General features: G+C 73.7%; 13 protein-coding genes and 1 pseudogene. 11 read left to right on the top strand and 3 right to left on the bottom strand.

The genetic code is table 11. The features are described from left to right. Positions 1-3 precede the first annotated feature (3 nt). The 10 genes and pseudogenes from PHK61_RS30485 to PHK61_RS30440 all read left to right on the top strand — a co-directional run bounded on the left by PHK61_RS30485 (position 4) and on the right by PHK61_RS30440 (position 11,307). Positions 4-1,194: a CaiB/BaiF CoA transferase family protein gene (locus PHK61_RS30485; RefSeq protein ID WP_274284796.1), complete on the top strand. Its 1,191-nt coding sequence runs from the start codon at positions 4-6 to the stop codon at positions 1,192-1,194. Positions 1,195-1,269: 75 nt separating this feature from the next. Then, complete coding sequence (locus PHK61_RS30480; protein WP_274284795.1) at positions 1,270-2,553, top strand: acyl-CoA dehydrogenase family protein; 1,284 nt, start codon at positions 1,270-1,272, stop codon at positions 2,551-2,553. A gap of 179 nt (positions 2,554-2,732) precedes the next feature. After that, a complete protein-coding gene (locus PHK61_RS30475) occupies positions 2,733-3,764 on the top strand; it encodes an LLM class flavin-dependent oxidoreductase (protein ID WP_274284794.1) in 1,032 nt (343 codons plus the stop codon). Then, positions 3,761-5,365, top strand: a complete 1,605-nt coding sequence (locus PHK61_RS30470; protein WP_274284793.1) for a long-chain-fatty-acid--CoA ligase — start codon at positions 3,761-3,763, stop codon at positions 5,363-5,365. The genes PHK61_RS30475 and PHK61_RS30470 overlap by 4 nt, the downstream gene beginning before the upstream one ends. A gap of 37 nt (positions 5,366-5,402) precedes the next feature. Continuing rightward, positions 5,403-6,224, top strand: coding sequence for an alpha/beta fold hydrolase (locus PHK61_RS30465; RefSeq protein ID WP_274284792.1), 822 nt, complete (start codon positions 5,403-5,405; stop codon positions 6,222-6,224). Further along, on the top strand, positions 6,221-6,943 hold the full coding sequence (locus PHK61_RS30460; protein ID WP_274284791.1) for an SDR family NAD(P)-dependent oxidoreductase: 723 nt from the start codon (positions 6,221-6,223) through the stop codon (positions 6,941-6,943). Before PHK61_RS30465 ends, PHK61_RS30460 begins: the two co-directional genes overlap by 4 nt. 17 nt (positions 6,944-6,960) lie before the next feature. Beyond that, on the top strand, positions 6,961-7,452 hold the full coding sequence (locus PHK61_RS30455) for a nuclear transport factor 2 family protein (RefSeq protein ID WP_274284790.1): 492 nt from the start codon (positions 6,961-6,963) through the stop codon (positions 7,450-7,452). 37 nt (positions 7,453-7,489) lie between these two features. Next, on the top strand, positions 7,490-8,575 hold the full coding sequence (locus tag PHK61_RS30450) for an LLM class flavin-dependent oxidoreductase (RefSeq protein ID WP_274284789.1): 1,086 nt from the start codon (positions 7,490-7,492) through the stop codon (positions 8,573-8,575). Positions 8,576-8,668: 93 nt separating this feature from the next. Next, positions 8,669-10,528 (top strand): GAF domain-containing protein, encoded by a 1,860-nt coding sequence (locus PHK61_RS30445; RefSeq protein WP_274284788.1) that lies wholly within the window; start codon positions 8,669-8,671, stop codon positions 10,526-10,528. Between the two features lie 99 nt (positions 10,529-10,627). Continuing rightward, positions 10,628-11,307: pseudogene (locus PHK61_RS30440) on the top strand (SDR family NAD(P)-dependent oxidoreductase). Positions 11,308-11,353: 46 nt separating this feature from the next. Here PHK61_RS30440 and PHK61_RS30435 read toward each other — a convergent pair. Beyond that, positions 11,354-12,538 carry a glycoside hydrolase family 88 protein gene (locus PHK61_RS30435; RefSeq protein WP_274284787.1) on the bottom strand — a complete coding sequence of 395 codons (1,185 nt, stop codon included), beginning with the start codon at positions 12,536-12,538 and terminating at the stop codon, positions 11,354-11,356. Positions 12,539-12,644: 106 nt separating this feature from the next. Beyond that, positions 12,645-12,902 (bottom strand): hypothetical protein, encoded by a 258-nt coding sequence (locus PHK61_RS30430; RefSeq protein WP_274284786.1) that lies wholly within the window; start codon positions 12,900-12,902, stop codon positions 12,645-12,647. A 165-nt stretch (positions 12,903-13,067) separates the two neighbouring features. Between PHK61_RS30430 and PHK61_RS30425 the strand changes: the two genes are divergently transcribed. Then, on the top strand, positions 13,068-14,210 hold the full coding sequence (locus PHK61_RS30425) for an erythromycin esterase family protein (protein WP_274284785.1): 1,143 nt from the start codon (positions 13,068-13,070) through the stop codon (positions 14,208-14,210). A gap of 213 nt (positions 14,211-14,423) precedes the next feature. Here PHK61_RS30425 and PHK61_RS30420 read toward each other — a convergent pair whose 3' ends face one another. Further along, positions 14,424-14,897 carry a hypothetical protein gene (locus PHK61_RS30420; protein WP_274284784.1) on the bottom strand — a complete coding sequence of 158 codons (474 nt, stop codon included), beginning with the start codon at positions 14,895-14,897 and terminating at the stop codon, positions 14,424-14,426. Between the last annotated feature and the right edge of the window lie 738 nt (positions 14,898-15,635).

The raw sequence follows: 15,635 nt of genomic DNA, 5'->3' as shown, positions 1-15,635 counted from the left end.
CGCGTGCCGCTCCCCCTCTCCGGACTCCGCGTCCTCGACATGGCCTCGCTCGCGGCCGGGCCGCTCGCCGCGACGTACCTGGGCGAGTTCGGTGCCGACGTGGTGAAGCTCGAGCCGCCCGGGGTCGGCGACGCGATCCGCGGCTGGGGTGTGCAGCGCGACGGCGTCGGCGTGATGTGGAAGAGCGTGGCCCGCAACAAGCGCTCGGTGACGATCGACCTGCGCACCCCCGACGGCCAGGACCTCGCCCGCCGCCTCGCCGCGAGCTGCGACGTCGTCGTCGCGAACACCCGGCCCGCGACCCTGCGGCGCTGGGGGCTCGACCACGAGCGGTTGCGCGCGGACAACCCGCGGCTGGTGATGCTGCACGTCACCGGCTTCGGGCTCGAGGGACCGAAGGCCGAGTACCCGGGCTTCGGCACCGTCGGCGAGGCGATGAGCGGGTTCGCGCACCTCACCGGCGAGCCCGGCGGACCGCCGACCCTGCCGGCGTTCATGCTCGCCGACGGGGTGGCGTCGCTGACCGCGGCGTACGCGGTGATGACGGCGCTGTACGAGCGCGATGTCCGCGGCGGGGACGGCCGCCTGATCGACGTGAACCTCGTCGACCCGCTGGCCCGGCTGATCGAGCAGTCGCTGCTGACGTGGGACACCACCGGCACCGTCCCGGGACGCATGGGCAACCGCTGGGACATCTCGGCGCCGCGCAACACCTACCGCACCGCCGACGACCGCTGGATCGCGATGTCGGGCAGCGCGCCGACCGTGGCCCTGCGCGTGTTCCGCGCGATCGGGCGCCCCGACCTCGCCGAGGACCCGGACTTCGCCGACCCGCAGCGGCGCCTCGCCCGGGCCGGCGAGGTCGACGCGGTCGTCGCGGCGTGGGTCGCGCGGCACACGCAGGAGGAGGCGATGGCGGTGTTCGCGGCCGAGGAGATCGCCGCGGGCCCCGTGTACACCGTCGCCGACCTCGTCGCCGACGAGCAGATGGTCGCCCGCGAGGTGTTCCGGCGCGTCGACGACGCCGAGCTCGGCAGCCTGCTCGTGCAGATGCCGGTGCCGCGCCTGTCGGGCGTCGAGCCGCGCGTGGACCACCTCGGCCCGCCGCTCGGCGCGCACACCGACGAGGTGCTCGCCGAGATCGGGATCGACGCCGCCGCGCGCGCCGACCTGCGCGCCCGCGGGGTCGTCTGAGCGACTTGGAGGGACCTCCAACGCCGGGCGGGCGTCACATCGCCGCCCCGATCCGCGCTCCCTAGCGTCCGGGTCATGGCCTGGGACTTCTCGACGGAGCCGGAGTTCGCGGCGGAGCTCGACTGGGCGCGCGCCTTCCTGGAGGAGGAGATCTACCCGCTCGAGGTGCTCGACCTCGACCACGCCTCCTTCCGCCGCCTCGCGCAGCCCCTGCAGGCGCGGGTCAAGGAACGGGGCCTCTGGGCGGCGCACCTCGACCCCGAGCTGGGCGGGCAGGGCTACGGCCAGCTCAAGCTCGGCCTGCTGCACGAGGTGCTCGGGCGCAGCGAGCTCGCGCCGTTCGTCTTCGGCTGCCAGGCGCCGGACTCGGGCAACGCCGAGCTGATCGCGCTGGCCGGCACCGAGGAGCAGAAGCGGCGCTGGCTCGACCCGCTGCTCGACGGGCGCATCCTCTCGGCGTTCGCGATGACCGAGCAGGGCACCGGCTCCGACCCGCGCCAGTTCACCACCCGCGCCGAGCGCGACGGGGACGAGTGGGTGATCACCGGGCGGAAGTGGATGGTCGGGAACGCCTCGCGCGGCGACCTGCACATCGTCCTGGCCGTCACCGAGCCCGACGCCGACCCGCACCACCGCATGTCGATGCTGCTCGTGCCGGGGGACGCGCCGGGCATCCGCGTCCGCGACCTCGGGCTGATGAACGACCCGGGCGGCGAGAACCCGGTGTGGGCGCACGGCGAGGTCGTCTACGACGGCGTCCGGAGCCCCGCCGGGAACCTGCTCGGCGGCCGCGGCGAGGCTTTCACGCTGGCCCAGCGCCGGCTGGGACCCGGGCGCATCCACCACTGCATGCGCTGGATCGGGGTCTGCCGACGCGCGTTCGACATGCTCGCCGAGCGCGCGGTGTCGATCGCCGTGCACGGCGGACCGCTCGCCGACAAGCAGACGGTGCAGAACTGGGTGGCCGACAGCGCCGCGGCGATCGAGTCGGCGCGCCTGCTGACCCTGCACACCGCGTGGCGCATCGACCAGGTCGGCGCCCCGGCCGCCCGCACCGAGATCGCGATGATCAAGTACCACGGCGCGCAGGTGCTCCACGACGTGCTCGACCGCGCCGTGCAGGTCCACGGCTCGCTCGGCTTCACCACCGACATGCCGCTGGAGCAGATGTACCGGTGGTCGCGGGCCGCGCGGATCTACGACGGGCCCGACGAGGTGCACCGCGTCAGCGTCGCCCGGCGCCTGCTGCGCGACTACACGCCGACCGCGGTGCCCACCGAGCACGTCCCGACCCGTCGCGCCGCCGCGCTCGCCCGCTTCGCCGACGAGCTGGAGCACCCGCTTCAGACCGTGCCCTGACCTCGCGCTCGCCCGGGCCGCCCGGGATGGGGAGCGAGGGCGTCGTTCGCTGCGTGCCAGGCAGCCAGGGAGGCCCTCGCTGCACCGGGTCCCGCGCGCCCCGCACCTTGGAGAGGTCCACAACGGCTGGGGGGCGGGGGAGTCCCGCCGGCGTGCGGGTCGTCGCCAGCATCGGGCGCATGGACAACCGCGACGTGGCGTTCGGGCTCTGGTACGACTTCCGCAACCCGGTCGCCGACCGGGCGTTCAGCACGTTCTACCGCCAGGTGCTCGACCAGATCGCCTGGGCCGAGGAGATCGGGCTGGACTCGGTCTGGCTCACCGAGCACCACTTCTGCGACGACGGGTACACGCCGTCGCCGTTCACGCTCGCCGCCGCGATCGGCGAGCGGACCCGGCGGATGCGGGTGGGCACCAACCTCATCGTCTCGCCGCTGCACGACCCGATCCGGCTCGCCGAGGACGCCGCGACCGTCTCGCTGCTCACCGGCGGGCGCTTCGACCTCGGGGTCGGCCAGGGCTACTGGGAGCGCGAGTTCGCGGCGTTCGGCAAGAACATCAAGAACCGCCCCAGCCTGCTCACCGAGGGCGTCGAGATCATCCGGCGCGCCTGGTCGGGCTCGACCGAGCCCTACGAGGGCAAGCGCTACCGCTTCCCGGGCCTGCCGGTGACGCCGGTGCCCGAGCAGACCCCGCAGCTGCTGGTCGGCGCCATGGCCGAGCGGGCGATCGAGCGCGTCGCGCGCATCGGCGACGGCTTCCTGTCCACGCAGAACCACCACCACGACATGTACCTCGACGCGCTGGAGCGCCAGGGCACGCCCCGCGAGCACGGCCGCATCTACGCCGGGCAGTGGGCGCTGATCGCCGAAGACCCCGAGCGCGAGTGGGCCGAGATCGGGCCGCTGGTGCTCGACCAGCTCAACACCTACATCTCCTGGGGTGCCTTCGGGCCGCCGGACGCGACGCCGCGCTTCGAGGACCCGGGCCAGATCGTGGCCGCCGGCGCCTTCACGCTCTGGGACCCCGCGACCGCGATCGACGAGCTCACCGCGCTGCTCACCGCCCGCCCGCAGATCCGCGACGTGCACTTCTGGGCGCAGCTGCCCGGCGAGTCGGTCGACCACGGGTCGCGGCGCGTCGAGCTGCTGGCGACCCAGGTGGCGCCGGCCGTCCGGGAACGGCTGGCGACCCCGGTGGCCCAGGCGTGAGCCTGCTCGTCACCGCGTTCCTCGACCGCGCCCGCGACCACGCCCCGGACCGGGAGATCGTCGACTACGTCGACGGCACCTGCGTGCGGCGCAGCACCTACCGCGAGTACGACGCGCGGGTGCGCCGGCTCGCCGGGGCGCTCCGGGCGCTCGGCGTCCGGCCCGGCGACCGGGTGGCGACGCTCGCCGGCAACCACCACCGCCACCTCGAGCTCTACCTCGCGGTGCCGCTGGCCGGCGCGGTGCTGCACACGGTGAACCTGCGCCTGGGCCCCGACGAGATCGCCTACGTCGTCGGGCACGCGCAGGACACGCTGCTGTTCCTCGACGCCGCGCTGCGCCCCGCCGCCGCGCCCGCCCGGGCGGCCCGCCCCGGGATGGGCGTCGTCGTGCTCGACGGCGATCCGGAGCCGGGGGAGATGTGCTACGAGGATCTCGTCAGCGGCGGCGACCCGGTGTACGACCCGCCACCGCGCGGCGAGGACGACCTCGCCGCCCTCTGCTACACGACCGGCACCACGGGCGCGCCGAAGGGCGTCGGCTACACGCACAAGGGCCTCTCCCTGCACACGATGGCCGCGGGCCTCGCCGACGGGCACGCGATCAGCCGCCGGGACCGGGTCGTGCACCTCGTCGCGATGTTCCACGCAGGAGCCTGGGGCGTCCCGTTCGCCGCGCTCATGGTGGGTGCCGACCAGATCCTGCCCGGGCCGTCCCCGCGGATCCCCGACGTCGCCACGATCATCGAACGGGAGCGCGCGACCTACCTCGGCATGGTCCCGACGCTCGCCGTCGACCTCGTCGCGCACGCCCGGAGCAGCGGCGCCGACCTGCGCAGCCTGCGCGCGCTCGTGCTCGGCGGCTCCACCCCGAGCCGCGAGCTGATCCGGGGGGTCGAGGAGGACCTCGGCGTGCCCGCGTTCCAGGGCTGGGGGATGACCGAGACCTCGCCGATGGCGACCTTCTCGCGCCCGGAACCCGACGCGACGACCGAGGAGCGGTACGCGCAGATCCAGATGCAGGGCCGCCTCCTGCCCGGTCTGGCATGGCGGCTGGTCGACGAGGACGGCGCGACGGTCCCGCACGACGGCGTGTCCCGCGGAGAGCTGCTGCTGCGCGGGCCGTGGGTGGCGAGCAGCTACTACCGCGGCGAGCGCCCCGAGGCGTTCGTCGACGGCTGGCTGCGGACCGGTGACGTGGCGACGATCGACCGCGAGGGACGCCTGCGCGTGGTCGACCGCACCAAGGACCTCATCAAGAGCGGCGGCGAGTGGATCAGTTCGCTGGCCCTCGAGGCGGCCCTGCTCGAGGCGCCCGGCGTCGCCGACGTGGCCGTGGTCGCCGTGCCGCACGAGCGCTGGCAGGAGCGTCCCGTCGCGGTGGTGGTGCCCGGCGCGGAGGGCGTCGACCCCGACACGGTGCTCGCGGCGCTCGAGGGCCGGGTGCCGCGATGGTGGTGCCCGGACCGCGTCGAGGTGGTCGACGCCCTGCCGCGCACCAGCGTCGGGAAGGTCGACAAGCGGCGGCTGCGCGACACCGTTGGAGGAACCCACAACGCCGCGCCCGCCGACGGCTCCCGGGCCTCGACGACCACTTCCTAGGTTCCACCGAGCACACGACCAGCACCGGGAGGACGACGTGGGACACCTCGAGGTCGAGGACGGACGGCGGATCTACTTCGAGCACCACGCCGGCACGGGGCAGCCGGTGGTCCTGGTGCACGCGTGGGGGCTCACGGCGCACTCGTGGGACACGGTGGCTCCCGCCCTGCGCGCGGACGGCCACGAGGTCGTGCTGCTCGACTCGCGCGCCTGCGGGCGGTCCGACAAGGACTTCGCCGACGTCTCGATCGCCGCGATGGGCTCCGACGTCGCGCGGCTGTGCGAGCACCTCGGGCTGCAGCGCCCGGTGGTCAACGGGTGGTCGCTCGGCGGCGCGATCGCCGTCGACGCCGTCGCGCGGCTGGGCTCCGCCGCGGGCGGGCTCGTCCTCACCGGCGGCGCGACCCCCCGCTACACGGCGGCGCCGGACTGGCCGCACGGCGGCACCCCCGACGACGTCGAGGCCGTGCTCGCGGGGGCGGCCGCCGACCGCGCGACGACCTTCAAGGGCGTCGCCCAGGCGGTGTGCGCGGTGCCCGTGAGCAGCGACGTCGTCGACTGGATGTGGGGCATGTTCCTCGAGAACGGCCCGCGCGCCGACGACTCGCTGCGCGACCTCGCGACCCTCGACCAGCGCAAGACGATCGGCACGCTCGACGTGCCGGTCCTCGTCCTGCACGGCCGCAGCGACGGTTTCGTCGCGTTCTCCGGCGTCGAGGCCGCGATCGACCTCTACCCCGACGCGCGCCTCGTCCCGTTCGACGGCGTCGGCCACGCCCCGCACCTCGAGGACCGCGAGACCTACCTCGCCGAGCTGCGGTCGTTCCTGTCGTCCACGGGGGAGCAGACGGGCCGGTGACGGTGACCGGGGGGTGGCTGGTCACCGGGGGCACCCGGGGCATCGGGCGGGCGGTCGTCGACCACGTCACCAAGTCCGGCGGCGCCGTCGCCGTCCTCGCCCGCACCCCGGCCACCGAGCCGTACGCGTCCGACGACGTCCTGGAGATCCCCACGGACGTCACCGACTCCGCGTCGGTCGACGTCGCCCTCGCCCGGGCGCGCGAGCACCTCGGCGGCGTCGACGTCGTCGTCAACTGCGCGGGGGTGCACCGCGGCGGGCGCATCGCCGACCTGGCGCGGCACCGGTGGGACGAGGTGCTGACCACCAATCTCACCGGCGCCTACGAGGTGTGCCACGCCGCCGTGCCCCGTCTCGCGCCGGGCGCGGCGATCGTCAACGTCGGCGCGGTCGTCGGCTTCCGCGGCTTCCCCGGCGACAGCGCCTACGCGTCGGCGAAGGCGGGGCTCGCGGGCCTGACCCGGTCGCTGGCCGTGGAGCTGGCGCCGGCGGGGGTGCGCGTCAACCTCGTCGTGCCGGGCTTCGTCGACACGGCCATGACCGCCGGGCTCTCGACGTCGGCGCGGAACCGGATCGTGGCCGCGATCCCGGCCGGGCGGACCGGCAGCGCCGAGGAGATCGCCGACGTCGTCGTGGCGGTGGCCGGCGCGAGCTACATGACCGGCGCGGTCGTGCCGGTCGACGGCGGGCTCATGGCAACGTTCGGGGGCACGGCGTGAGCGCGACCATCGACTTTGTGCGGACCTCCAACGGTGACGACGCCGTGACGTTCCGTCGCCCGCCCGTCGTTCCTAGCGTCCGCCGCCTGACCACCGAGGCCGCCACCCGCAGCAAGGAAGACGCCAACAAGGCCGTCGTCACCGAGTTCATGGAGGTGTTCTCCCGGGGCGACGTCGACGCGATCCTCGGCTTCCTCACCGACGACGCGACCTGGTGGGTCGCGGGCACGATCGAGGGCATCTCGGGGGAGAAGGACAAGGCCGCCTTCGGCGAGATGCTCGCGGGCCTGTCGACCCTGTCGACCACCGGCGCGATCGCGCTGACCCCGACGGCGCTGACCGCCGAGGGCGACCGCGTCGCGGCGGAGACCGAGTCGTACGCCGAGCTGTCCACCGGCCGCGTCTACAACAACCTCTACCACTTCGTCTTCGAGCTCTCCGACGGGCGGATCCGCCGCGTCAAGGAGTACCTCGACACCGAGCACACCCGCGCAGTCTTCCTGGGCTGACCGGCCCAGCTCCTCAACCCGACCGGGAGGTCAACCCATGGACGTCGGCGTCCTGCTCGTCTTCCAGAACTGGTTCTCCGACAAGACCGACGAAGAGGTGTTCCGCGGCGACGCCGAGCTCGGGGTCCTCGCCGAGCAGTACGGGTTCGACTCGGTCTGGTCGGCCGAGCACCACTTCGACGACTACTCGATGTGCCCGGACAACCTGCAGATCATGTCGTACCTCGCCGGGCGCACCGAGCGGATCAAGCTCGGCACCGGCGCGGTGATCCTGCCCTGGAACGACCCGCTGCGGGTGGTCGAGAAGGTGATCATGCTCGATCACCTGTCGAACGGGCGCGTGCTGTTCGGCATGGGCCGCGGCCTGGCCAAGATGGAGTACGAGGCCTTCCGGGTCGACATGGGCGAGGCCCGCGGGCGCTTCGACGAGGCCGCGCCGATGATCATCAAGGGGCTGGAGGAGGGCATCGTCGAGCACGACGGCACCCATTACCACCAGCCGCGCACCGCGGTCCGGCCCGGGCCGAGCCGCTCGCTGGACGGGCGCCTGTTCGGCGTGGCGATGTCGCCCGACTCGATCCCGGCGATCGCGTCGCTGCCCGTGCAGATGATGACGTTCATGCAGTACGACATCGGCACCCATGCGCAGGCGATCGACCGCTGGCGGGGCCTGCACCGCGAGCACCACGGCACCGAGCCCGGGCCGCCGCTGCTGCAGGACTTCACCTACTGCCACGAGGACCCCGACGAGGCGAAGGCCGTCGCCCACGAGTACATCTCGCGGTACTTCCTGTCGGTGATCAAGCACTACGACTTCGCCGGCTCGCACTGGCGCGAGACCCCGGGCTACGAGGCCTACCAGGTCGGCGCGGACATGATCCGCGAGGCCGGCATGGAGACCGCGGCGAGCGCCTACGTCGACGCCAACGTCTACGGCACGCCCGAGCAGATCATCGGCAGGTACGAGGAGCGCCGCGACGCCGTCGGCGACTTCATGGCCAACCTCGCCTTCTCCTACGCGGGCCTGCCCTACGACAAGGTGCACGCGAGCATGAAGCTGTTCGGCGAGAAGGTCGTGCCCGAGCTGCACAAGATGCGGACGAAGACCCCGGCCGCGGTCTGAACCCGCACCGACCAGAGCGTGACCCCTCCCGTTCGGCGCGTCCCGCAGGGCACACTCGGCCTGCGGGCGCGTCGACCGGGAGGCGGTACCGGGATGGGTGGTCTCGCCGTCGCGCGCCCGGACGGCGACGCCGACGGCGCGGGCCCGCGCGAGCGCGAGGTCATCGCGGCCTTCGCCGACATCACCACCGAGGCCATCACGGCGACCCGGCTCGAGGACCTGCTCGCCCTGGTCGGGCAGAAGCTGTGCCTCCTGCTCGGTGTCGGGCGCTGCTCGGTCTACCTGCGCCAGGACGACGGTCGGTTCCGCGGCGCCGCGGGCTGGTGCCGCGACGCCGGCAACATCAGCGCGGCGGTGCAGGCCCAGGAGGCCGGCATCCCGGGCGACGCGTTCAGCCGCGAGGTCATCCGCAGCGCCGCCCCGGTGCTGATCACCGACGTCGCCAACGACCCCCGCCCGCACCGGCGCACGATGGAGCACTGGGGCGTGCGGGCCATGCTCGGCGTGCCGCTGGTGTTCGACGGCGACGTCATCGGGCTGATCTTCGTCGACAACGTCGCCCGCGAGCACACATACACCGACCACGAGATCTCGCTGGGCGAGCTGTTCGGCGGGCTCGCGGCGCTGGTCATCCGCCAGGCGCTGCAGGGCGCCCGGCTCGCCGCGCAGGCCGAGGAGCTCGACCGCCAGAAGCGGATGCTCGAGTTCCTCGCCGACGTGCACGCCAAGCTCACCGGCGCGGTGCTCGAGGGCGCCGACATCCGCGCGGTCGTCGAGCTGCTCTCCGACCTCGCGGGCGCCCCGGTCGCGCTGCTCGACGAGGACTTCGCCGTGCTCACCTGGACCGCGCCCAGCGCGCTGCGCACGGGTCCGCCGGTCGTCGGCGAGCGGGCCCGCGACCGGCCCGCGCTGCGCACGGCGCTGGCCGAGCTCTCCGCGGCGCGGCCGAGCACCGTGCTCGAGCCCTCGTCGCTGACCGGTCTGGGCCGCCGTCACGTCGTGTGCCGGCTGATCGTGGAGGGCCGCCCCAGCGGCTACCTCGCGGTGGTGGAGGCCGGGCGGGCGCTCGGCGACCTCGACACCAAGCTCGCCGAGCGCGGCGCGACCGTCCTCGCGCTGCAGGTGCTCTCCGAGCGCCGGCAGATCGAGGCCGAGGGCCAGGCCCGCGACGACTTCCTCTCCGACCTGCTCAACAACCACCGCGACGGCACCCAGCTCGCGCGCCGGGGCCTGCCGTTCGGGGTGGATCTCACCGAGCCGCACGTCCTCGTGCGCCTCGCGGTGGAGAGCGGCGAGGGCCACCCGCACGCCTCGGTCGCCCGCCGCCTCGTCGTCGGCGACCTCGCCCTGCGCCTGGGCGCCGACGAACCTCCGGCCACCACGCTGCCCGGCGCGGTCGTGCTGCTCGTGCGCCTCGGCCGCGGGACCGGGGTGTCCACGCCCGACGAGGTCCGCGCGCACGTCGCCGCGGTCGCCGACGCCCTGGTGCTGCGGGTGCGCATCCGCGGCGGGGTGGTCTCGGCCGTGTGCCGCGAGCCCGAGGAGTTCCCGCGCGCCCACCGCGAGCTGCGCGAGATCGAGGAGCTGGCGCGCTCGTTCGGCTGGTCGCGCCGCGTCGTCACCGTCGACGAGCTGGGCCTGTTCCGCGTGGTGGTGGCCAGCGGGCGGGTCCGGGAGGCCGTGCGGTTCGCCGACGAGCTGGTCCGACCCGTGCGCGACCACGACGGCGCCGACGGGGCGCTGCTGCCGACCTGGCGCGCGTTCCTGGCCGCCGAGGCGCGCGTGCAGCGCGCGGCGTCCGACCTCGGCGTGCACGAGAACACCGTGCGCTACCGCCTCGGGCGCGTCCGGGAGATCACCGGCAAGGACCCGGCGGCGCTGGACACGCTGCTCGTCGCCCGGGTGGCGTTCCAGATCCTCGAGCTCGCCGGGTGGTTCCGCGAGGACGCCTGAGGTTGTCGCGGTCTCCGAGCGCCGCCGGTGGCCGCCCTGTCTCCACCACGGGCCCCGCGGGTCGACTGGGGACGTCGTCCCCGTCGCTGGAGGTAACCCGTGACCTCGGTCCCCGATCCCCGTACCGCCTCGCTCGCCGGCTCCGTCGCCCTCGTCACCGGCGCCGCCCAGGGCATCGGGCGCGCCACCGCCCTGCGCCTCGGCGCCGAGGGCGCGCACGTCGCCTGCGCCGACATCCAGGACACCGCCGACACCGTCAAGCAGATCGAGGCCGACGGCGGCACCGCCCGCGCGGTGTGGGTCGACGTGCGCCGCGGCGACGCCTGGCGCGACGCCGTCGCCGACGTCCAGGGCGCACTCGGCGGCGTGGACCTGCTCGCCAACGTGGCCGGCGTGGTCAACCTGCAGAGCGAGGACACCGTCACCGGGCTCACCGAGGAGGCCTGGGACGAGGTGATCGCGACCGACCTCAAGGGCCCGTGGCTCGGGATGCGCGCGGTGATCCCCGGCATGCGGCGCTGACCCGCCAGGCGGCGTTCGAGTACGCGGGCCGCAACGTGCTGATCAACGCCATCGCGCCGGGGACGATCGACACCCCGATCCTCGCCGACATCACCCCCGAGATGAAGCAGGCCAACGCCGACGCGCACCTCATCCGCCGGCTCGGGCGCCCGGAGGAGATCGCGTCGATGGTGGCCTACTTCTTCCGCGAGGGCGCGTTCCTCACCGGTCTGACCTACCCGGTGGACGGCGGCTGGTCGGTGAAGGGCAACTTCTAGCTCTGGGTCAGCTGGGCGGCCGGTCCGACCTGGCGCTCCCAGCGGTTCAGGGCCTCGAGGAAGTAGTAGTCGCCGACATGATCCCCGAGTCGGCCTGGCCGTCGGGCAGGTTCTGCGTGCCGTGCAGCAGGATCGAGCGGAACGGGGTGTCGCGCGCCAGGTAGGCGGGCGTCGACAGCGACGCGAGCATGCCGCGGGCGCCGTCGACGTCGGCGTCCTTGAGCTCCGGGTCCGCGTCCAGCTCGTTCATCGCGAGCAGGGCGCTCGCCGTGATCGCGGCGGCCGAGGTGTCGCGCGGCTCGGGCGGCGCCTGCGGCACGTCGAAGTCCCAGTACGGGACGCGGTCGGGCGGCAGGTGGCCGAGGAACCAGTCGGCGGTGCGGTGCGCGGTGTCGAGGTAGGCCGGGTTCTGCGTGTACCGGTAGGCCATCGCGAACCCGTAGGCCGCCCACGCCTGGCCGCGCGCCCACGTCGAGTCGTCGCGGAAGCCCTGCATCGTGTAGGTGCGCTGAAGCGCGCCGGTGCGCTGGTCGTAGCCGCCGAACATCGACGTGCTGCCGTCGGGGCGCACGAGGTCGCGCATGGTGCGGTCCGCGTGGCGGTTCGCGATGTCGGCGTACTGCGGGCGGCCGTTCTGCGCGGCCCAGTACAGGAGCTCCAGGTTCATCATCGCGTCGATGTTGACCTGGTACTTCTCCTGGTCGTCGCGGTCGTCCCAGACGCGGATCATGCCGACGGCGGGGTTGAACCGGGACGCGAGCGTGTCCGCGGCGGCGAGCGCGGTCTGCTTGGCGCCCTCGTCACCGGTGAGCTGGTGGTCGACGGCGAACGTCATGAACATCTTGAAGCCGAGGTCGGTGTCGTCGTGCGTCGTCTCCGCCGTCAGCGGCTCCTGCCAGCGCTCGGCGCGCTCGCGCCACACCGGGTCCTGCGTGCGCTCGTACACCCGCCAGAGGGCCGCGGGCAGGAACCCGGCGGTCCAGTCGTCGGCCTCCTTGGTCAGCCACGTTCCGTCCGGGTTCGTGCGGACCGGGTAGGCCGGCGGCGCGAGGGTGTCGGCGGTGGCCGCGAGCTGGGCGTCGGCGAAGGCGAGGACCGAGGAGTCCTGTGGTGCGGCGGCGCGGGCGTGCGCGGCCGGTTCGGGCGGCGCGGCCGGGGCCGGTGTCGACCCGCAGCCGACGGCCACGGCCGCCGCCAGGGCCAGGACGATCCAGGTCCTTCTCGGTGCCATGCTCGCGAACCCCCCGGTCGCTCCGACCGGCCTGCTCGGATGGGCCGGTCGGGCGCCGGACGCTAACAGCCCGGGTCGGCGGGACCGCCGGCCGTGCGCCGGACGCTCAGCTCGCGAGGGGCGAGCGGCGCTGCTGCGGGGTCGCGGGCACGTCGACGGAGCGGCTGCGCTGTATCGGGACGCTCGCGACGATCGCGGCGCGACGGCGGGCGCGCTGCACGGCGGCGGCGCGGTCGGTCTCCTCGCGCCACGACTCGACGGTCTGCTGGTCGCGCGTGCCGCGGCGGGCCATGCTCACCAGCGGCGTGACCGCCCACGCGCCCGCACTGACACCCAGCGCACCGACGGCAGCCAGAACACCCATGATTTCCCCCGACGATCCCCGACGCTCCCCCGATGGGACGTGCTGCACTGGTCGTCGCAGGGCAGGCGTCCGTCGTTATCGGTGGTGCGCCACGCCACCCGAACGGTTGAAACCTGGACCTCCGAGTGGCCGGAATCCGGTCGACGTGCCGGGGAGCCTGGGGGCGTGACGCTGCCCCAGCCGCTGCCCCACGACGACCTCGCAGCGGTCGACGCCCTGGTCGGCGACGCGTCGATCGTCGCGATCGGCGAGAACAACCACGGCATCCGCGAGTTCGGCGAGCTGCGCGCCCGGCTGGTGCTCCACCTCGTCCGGGAGCGGGGGTTCGGCGTGGTCGCGCTGGAGTCCGGGTTCGCCGAGGGCGCGCTCGTCGACGCCTGGGTGCAGGGCGGCGACGGGTCGTGGGACGACGTCGCGCGCGACGGCTTCACGTTCCGCGCGGGCGACCACCCCGAGATGCGGGCGCTCGTGCACGCGCTGCGGTCGCACGTGGACGCCGGTGGATCGGTGCGGTTCGCGGGGCTGGACGTCCCGGGGTCGGGCGGGTCGCCGGAGCCGGCGCTGGCGCGGCTGCGGTCGATGCTGCCGGCCGACCTGGTCGACCCGGCCCGGGCCGCCACCGCGGCCTACGCGTCGGCGAACAACGGGGTCGCGCCCGGGCGGTGGTCGGCGCTGTCCGCCGCGGACCAGGACGCGGCGACCACCGCGCTGGCCCGGCTGCTGCTGCGGGCCTCCGGCGATCCGCTCGCGTGGCACCTCGCGCTCGGGGCCCTGCGCCTCGACGAGCAGCTGCGCGAGTTCGCGGTGCTGTCCGCGCCGGACCCGCCGGCCCTGGTGGCGTCGTCGCGCGACGCCTACATGGCCGAGACGGCGCGGTACCTGCGCGCCTCCGGAGAGAAGGTCGTGCTGCTGATGCACAACGGGCACGCCCAGCGCGTCCCGTTCACGTTCCTGCGCGGGGTGAGCGCGCCGTCGGCGGGCACGCTGCTCGCCGAGGAGCTCGGCGACGACTACGTGGTCCTCGGGCTCACGGCCCTGACCGGCACGACGACCGGGCTCGCGCTCGACGACACCGCGCGGCACGGGATCGCGCTGTCCTCCGTACCGCTGGAGGAACCGGCGCCCGACAGCGTCGAGCAGGCCGTGGCCGACCTCGGCGGGGGACCGGTGCTGCTCGACCTGCGCGCGGCGCGGGGCGCACCGGGCCCGGGCAGCATCCGGCACGCGACGACCCACGTCCCCGTCGACGTCGCCGCGGGGTACGACGGCGTGTTCTGCCTGCCGAGGCAATCGGTCAGCGCGGCGTGAGGGGTGTCGCGTCCCGGGGTTCTGAGCGAAGGGCACCGTCGGTCGGGTAGACGGGCGGGGGCGCCCTCGGCCAGGGGAAGTACGAGGCGCGGGGCACCGTCACCGGCCCGTCTCCGCGGCCGTGATCGGGACGTTCGCGAGCACTGCGCGGGAACTGGTGCGGTGGGCGTAGCGCCACTGCCATCCCACAGCCCAAGTCATGACCGGCAGGCGTCACGGCCTCGATGTGACTGAGAACGTCGCCTCGTGTGGTCCGCCCAGCGGTCCGAGCGTGATCGTCGCTTCACCCCTCGCGGTCGTGTAGGCACGAGTGCCACCAATGATGGCGCCGGTGCTGGTGCTCCCCTGCACCGCTGTCAACGATCCGTGGGTCATGAGGTCGCCGTCGGGCAACGAGTTCGTGATCGTGCACTCGAACCGGAATTCCACGGGATCGATGAGTACGCATTCACCGTCCGCTCGTCCGATCTTCGTCCCGAGCGTGGTGGAGGAGAACAGATCATCTCTGAACGTCCATCTGTCCCCCGTCTGAGGCGGATTCGACAGCGCCAACCTGTTGATCGAGGTGGCCCTGCTGATCACCGTGATGTCCTGGGCCCGACCTGGGTTCCCGGGTGGTTCGGCACTCGCCGTCGAGACCAGGAGCGCGCCGGCGGCGACCGCGATCGCCGCAGCGGTCGCGAACATCGATCTCCAGGAACGTCGCGACCGCGCCGGAGGTGACTGCCGCCATCGAGATCCTCGGTGCGCTGCGGGTGGGGAGGGGTCAGGTGGCCTTCCGCTTGTCATCTTGGCCTCATGCCCGACGTCGGTCGCTCTCGACAGAGGAGAAGGTCCCGGCCCCGGGAACTCGTCGGGTCCACGTTCCGTGCTGATCCGGAACGGCGGCAGTCCGGATGGTGGGCGCATGCTGCCCCGGTGGGCGCGCTCGGCCGGCCTTCACGTCGTCGATGTCACGACCTCGACGTGGACATTCGCGACGCCGGCGGACCGCGCCGGGTGGGTTGAGCTGTGGGCCGAGAGGGTGACCCGATCCAGGTTCGCTGATCGGGCGGTTGGATACGCAGTGGCCGACCCGGCCGAACTGTCTGAGATCGCGCAGGCGCGACGGACGTGGGCGGACTCACCGGACGTGTTCTTCACCATGCTCCACGGCGAGCTGCTTGCCCGGCGCTGTGCACCACGACAGACCGCGAGAACGCACGGCGATCGCACAGGGCCGCACCGCACAAGAAGTCATTCATCGTCCGGGCAGGTCGTGCAGCACGGCTGCCGGACCGTCGAGATGATCGACCGTCGACCCGGGTCCACCACCCGGGTTCATCGACCCCGCACAGCGCCCCAGACCCGGCGGACGACCCCAGGTCCCCCTCTGAGACTTCATGGCCCCCTATCGGTGGCCGCCTGGGCGGATGAGAATTCGGT

It is taken from the genome of Actinomycetospora lutea (genome assembly GCF_028737205.1).
Lineage (GTDB): Bacteria > Actinomycetota > Actinomycetes > Mycobacteriales > Pseudonocardiaceae > Actinomycetospora > Actinomycetospora lutea.
The sequence above is the reverse complement of the archived record's forward strand: the minus strand, read 5'-3'. Positions and strand labels throughout refer to the sequence as shown.

Excerpts from the sequence above, each read along its gene's own strand:
- PHK61_RS30445 (WP_274284788.1), top strand. The coding sequence starts at position 8,669 with ATGGGTGGTCTCGCCGTCGCGCGCCCGGACGGCGACGCCGACGGCGCG.
- PHK61_RS30430 (WP_274284786.1), bottom strand. The coding sequence starts at position 12,902 with ATGGGTGTTCTGGCTGCCGTCGGTGCGCTGGGTGTCAGTGCGGGCGCG.
- PHK61_RS30475 (WP_274284794.1), top strand. The coding sequence starts at position 2,733 with ATGGACAACCGCGACGTGGCGTTCGGGCTCTGGTACGACTTCCGCAAC.
- PHK61_RS30450 (WP_274284789.1), top strand. The coding sequence starts at position 7,490 with ATGGACGTCGGCGTCCTGCTCGTCTTCCAGAACTGGTTCTCCGACAAG.
- PHK61_RS30435 (WP_274284787.1), bottom strand. The coding sequence starts at position 12,538 with ATGGCACCGAGAAGGACCTGGATCGTCCTGGCCCTGGCGGCGGCCGTG.
- PHK61_RS30480 (WP_274284795.1), top strand. The coding sequence starts at position 1,270 with ATGGCCTGGGACTTCTCGACGGAGCCGGAGTTCGCGGCGGAGCTCGAC.
- PHK61_RS30420 (WP_274284784.1), bottom strand. The coding sequence starts at position 14,897 with ATGTTCGCGACCGCTGCGGCGATCGCGGTCGCCGCCGGCGCGCTCCTG.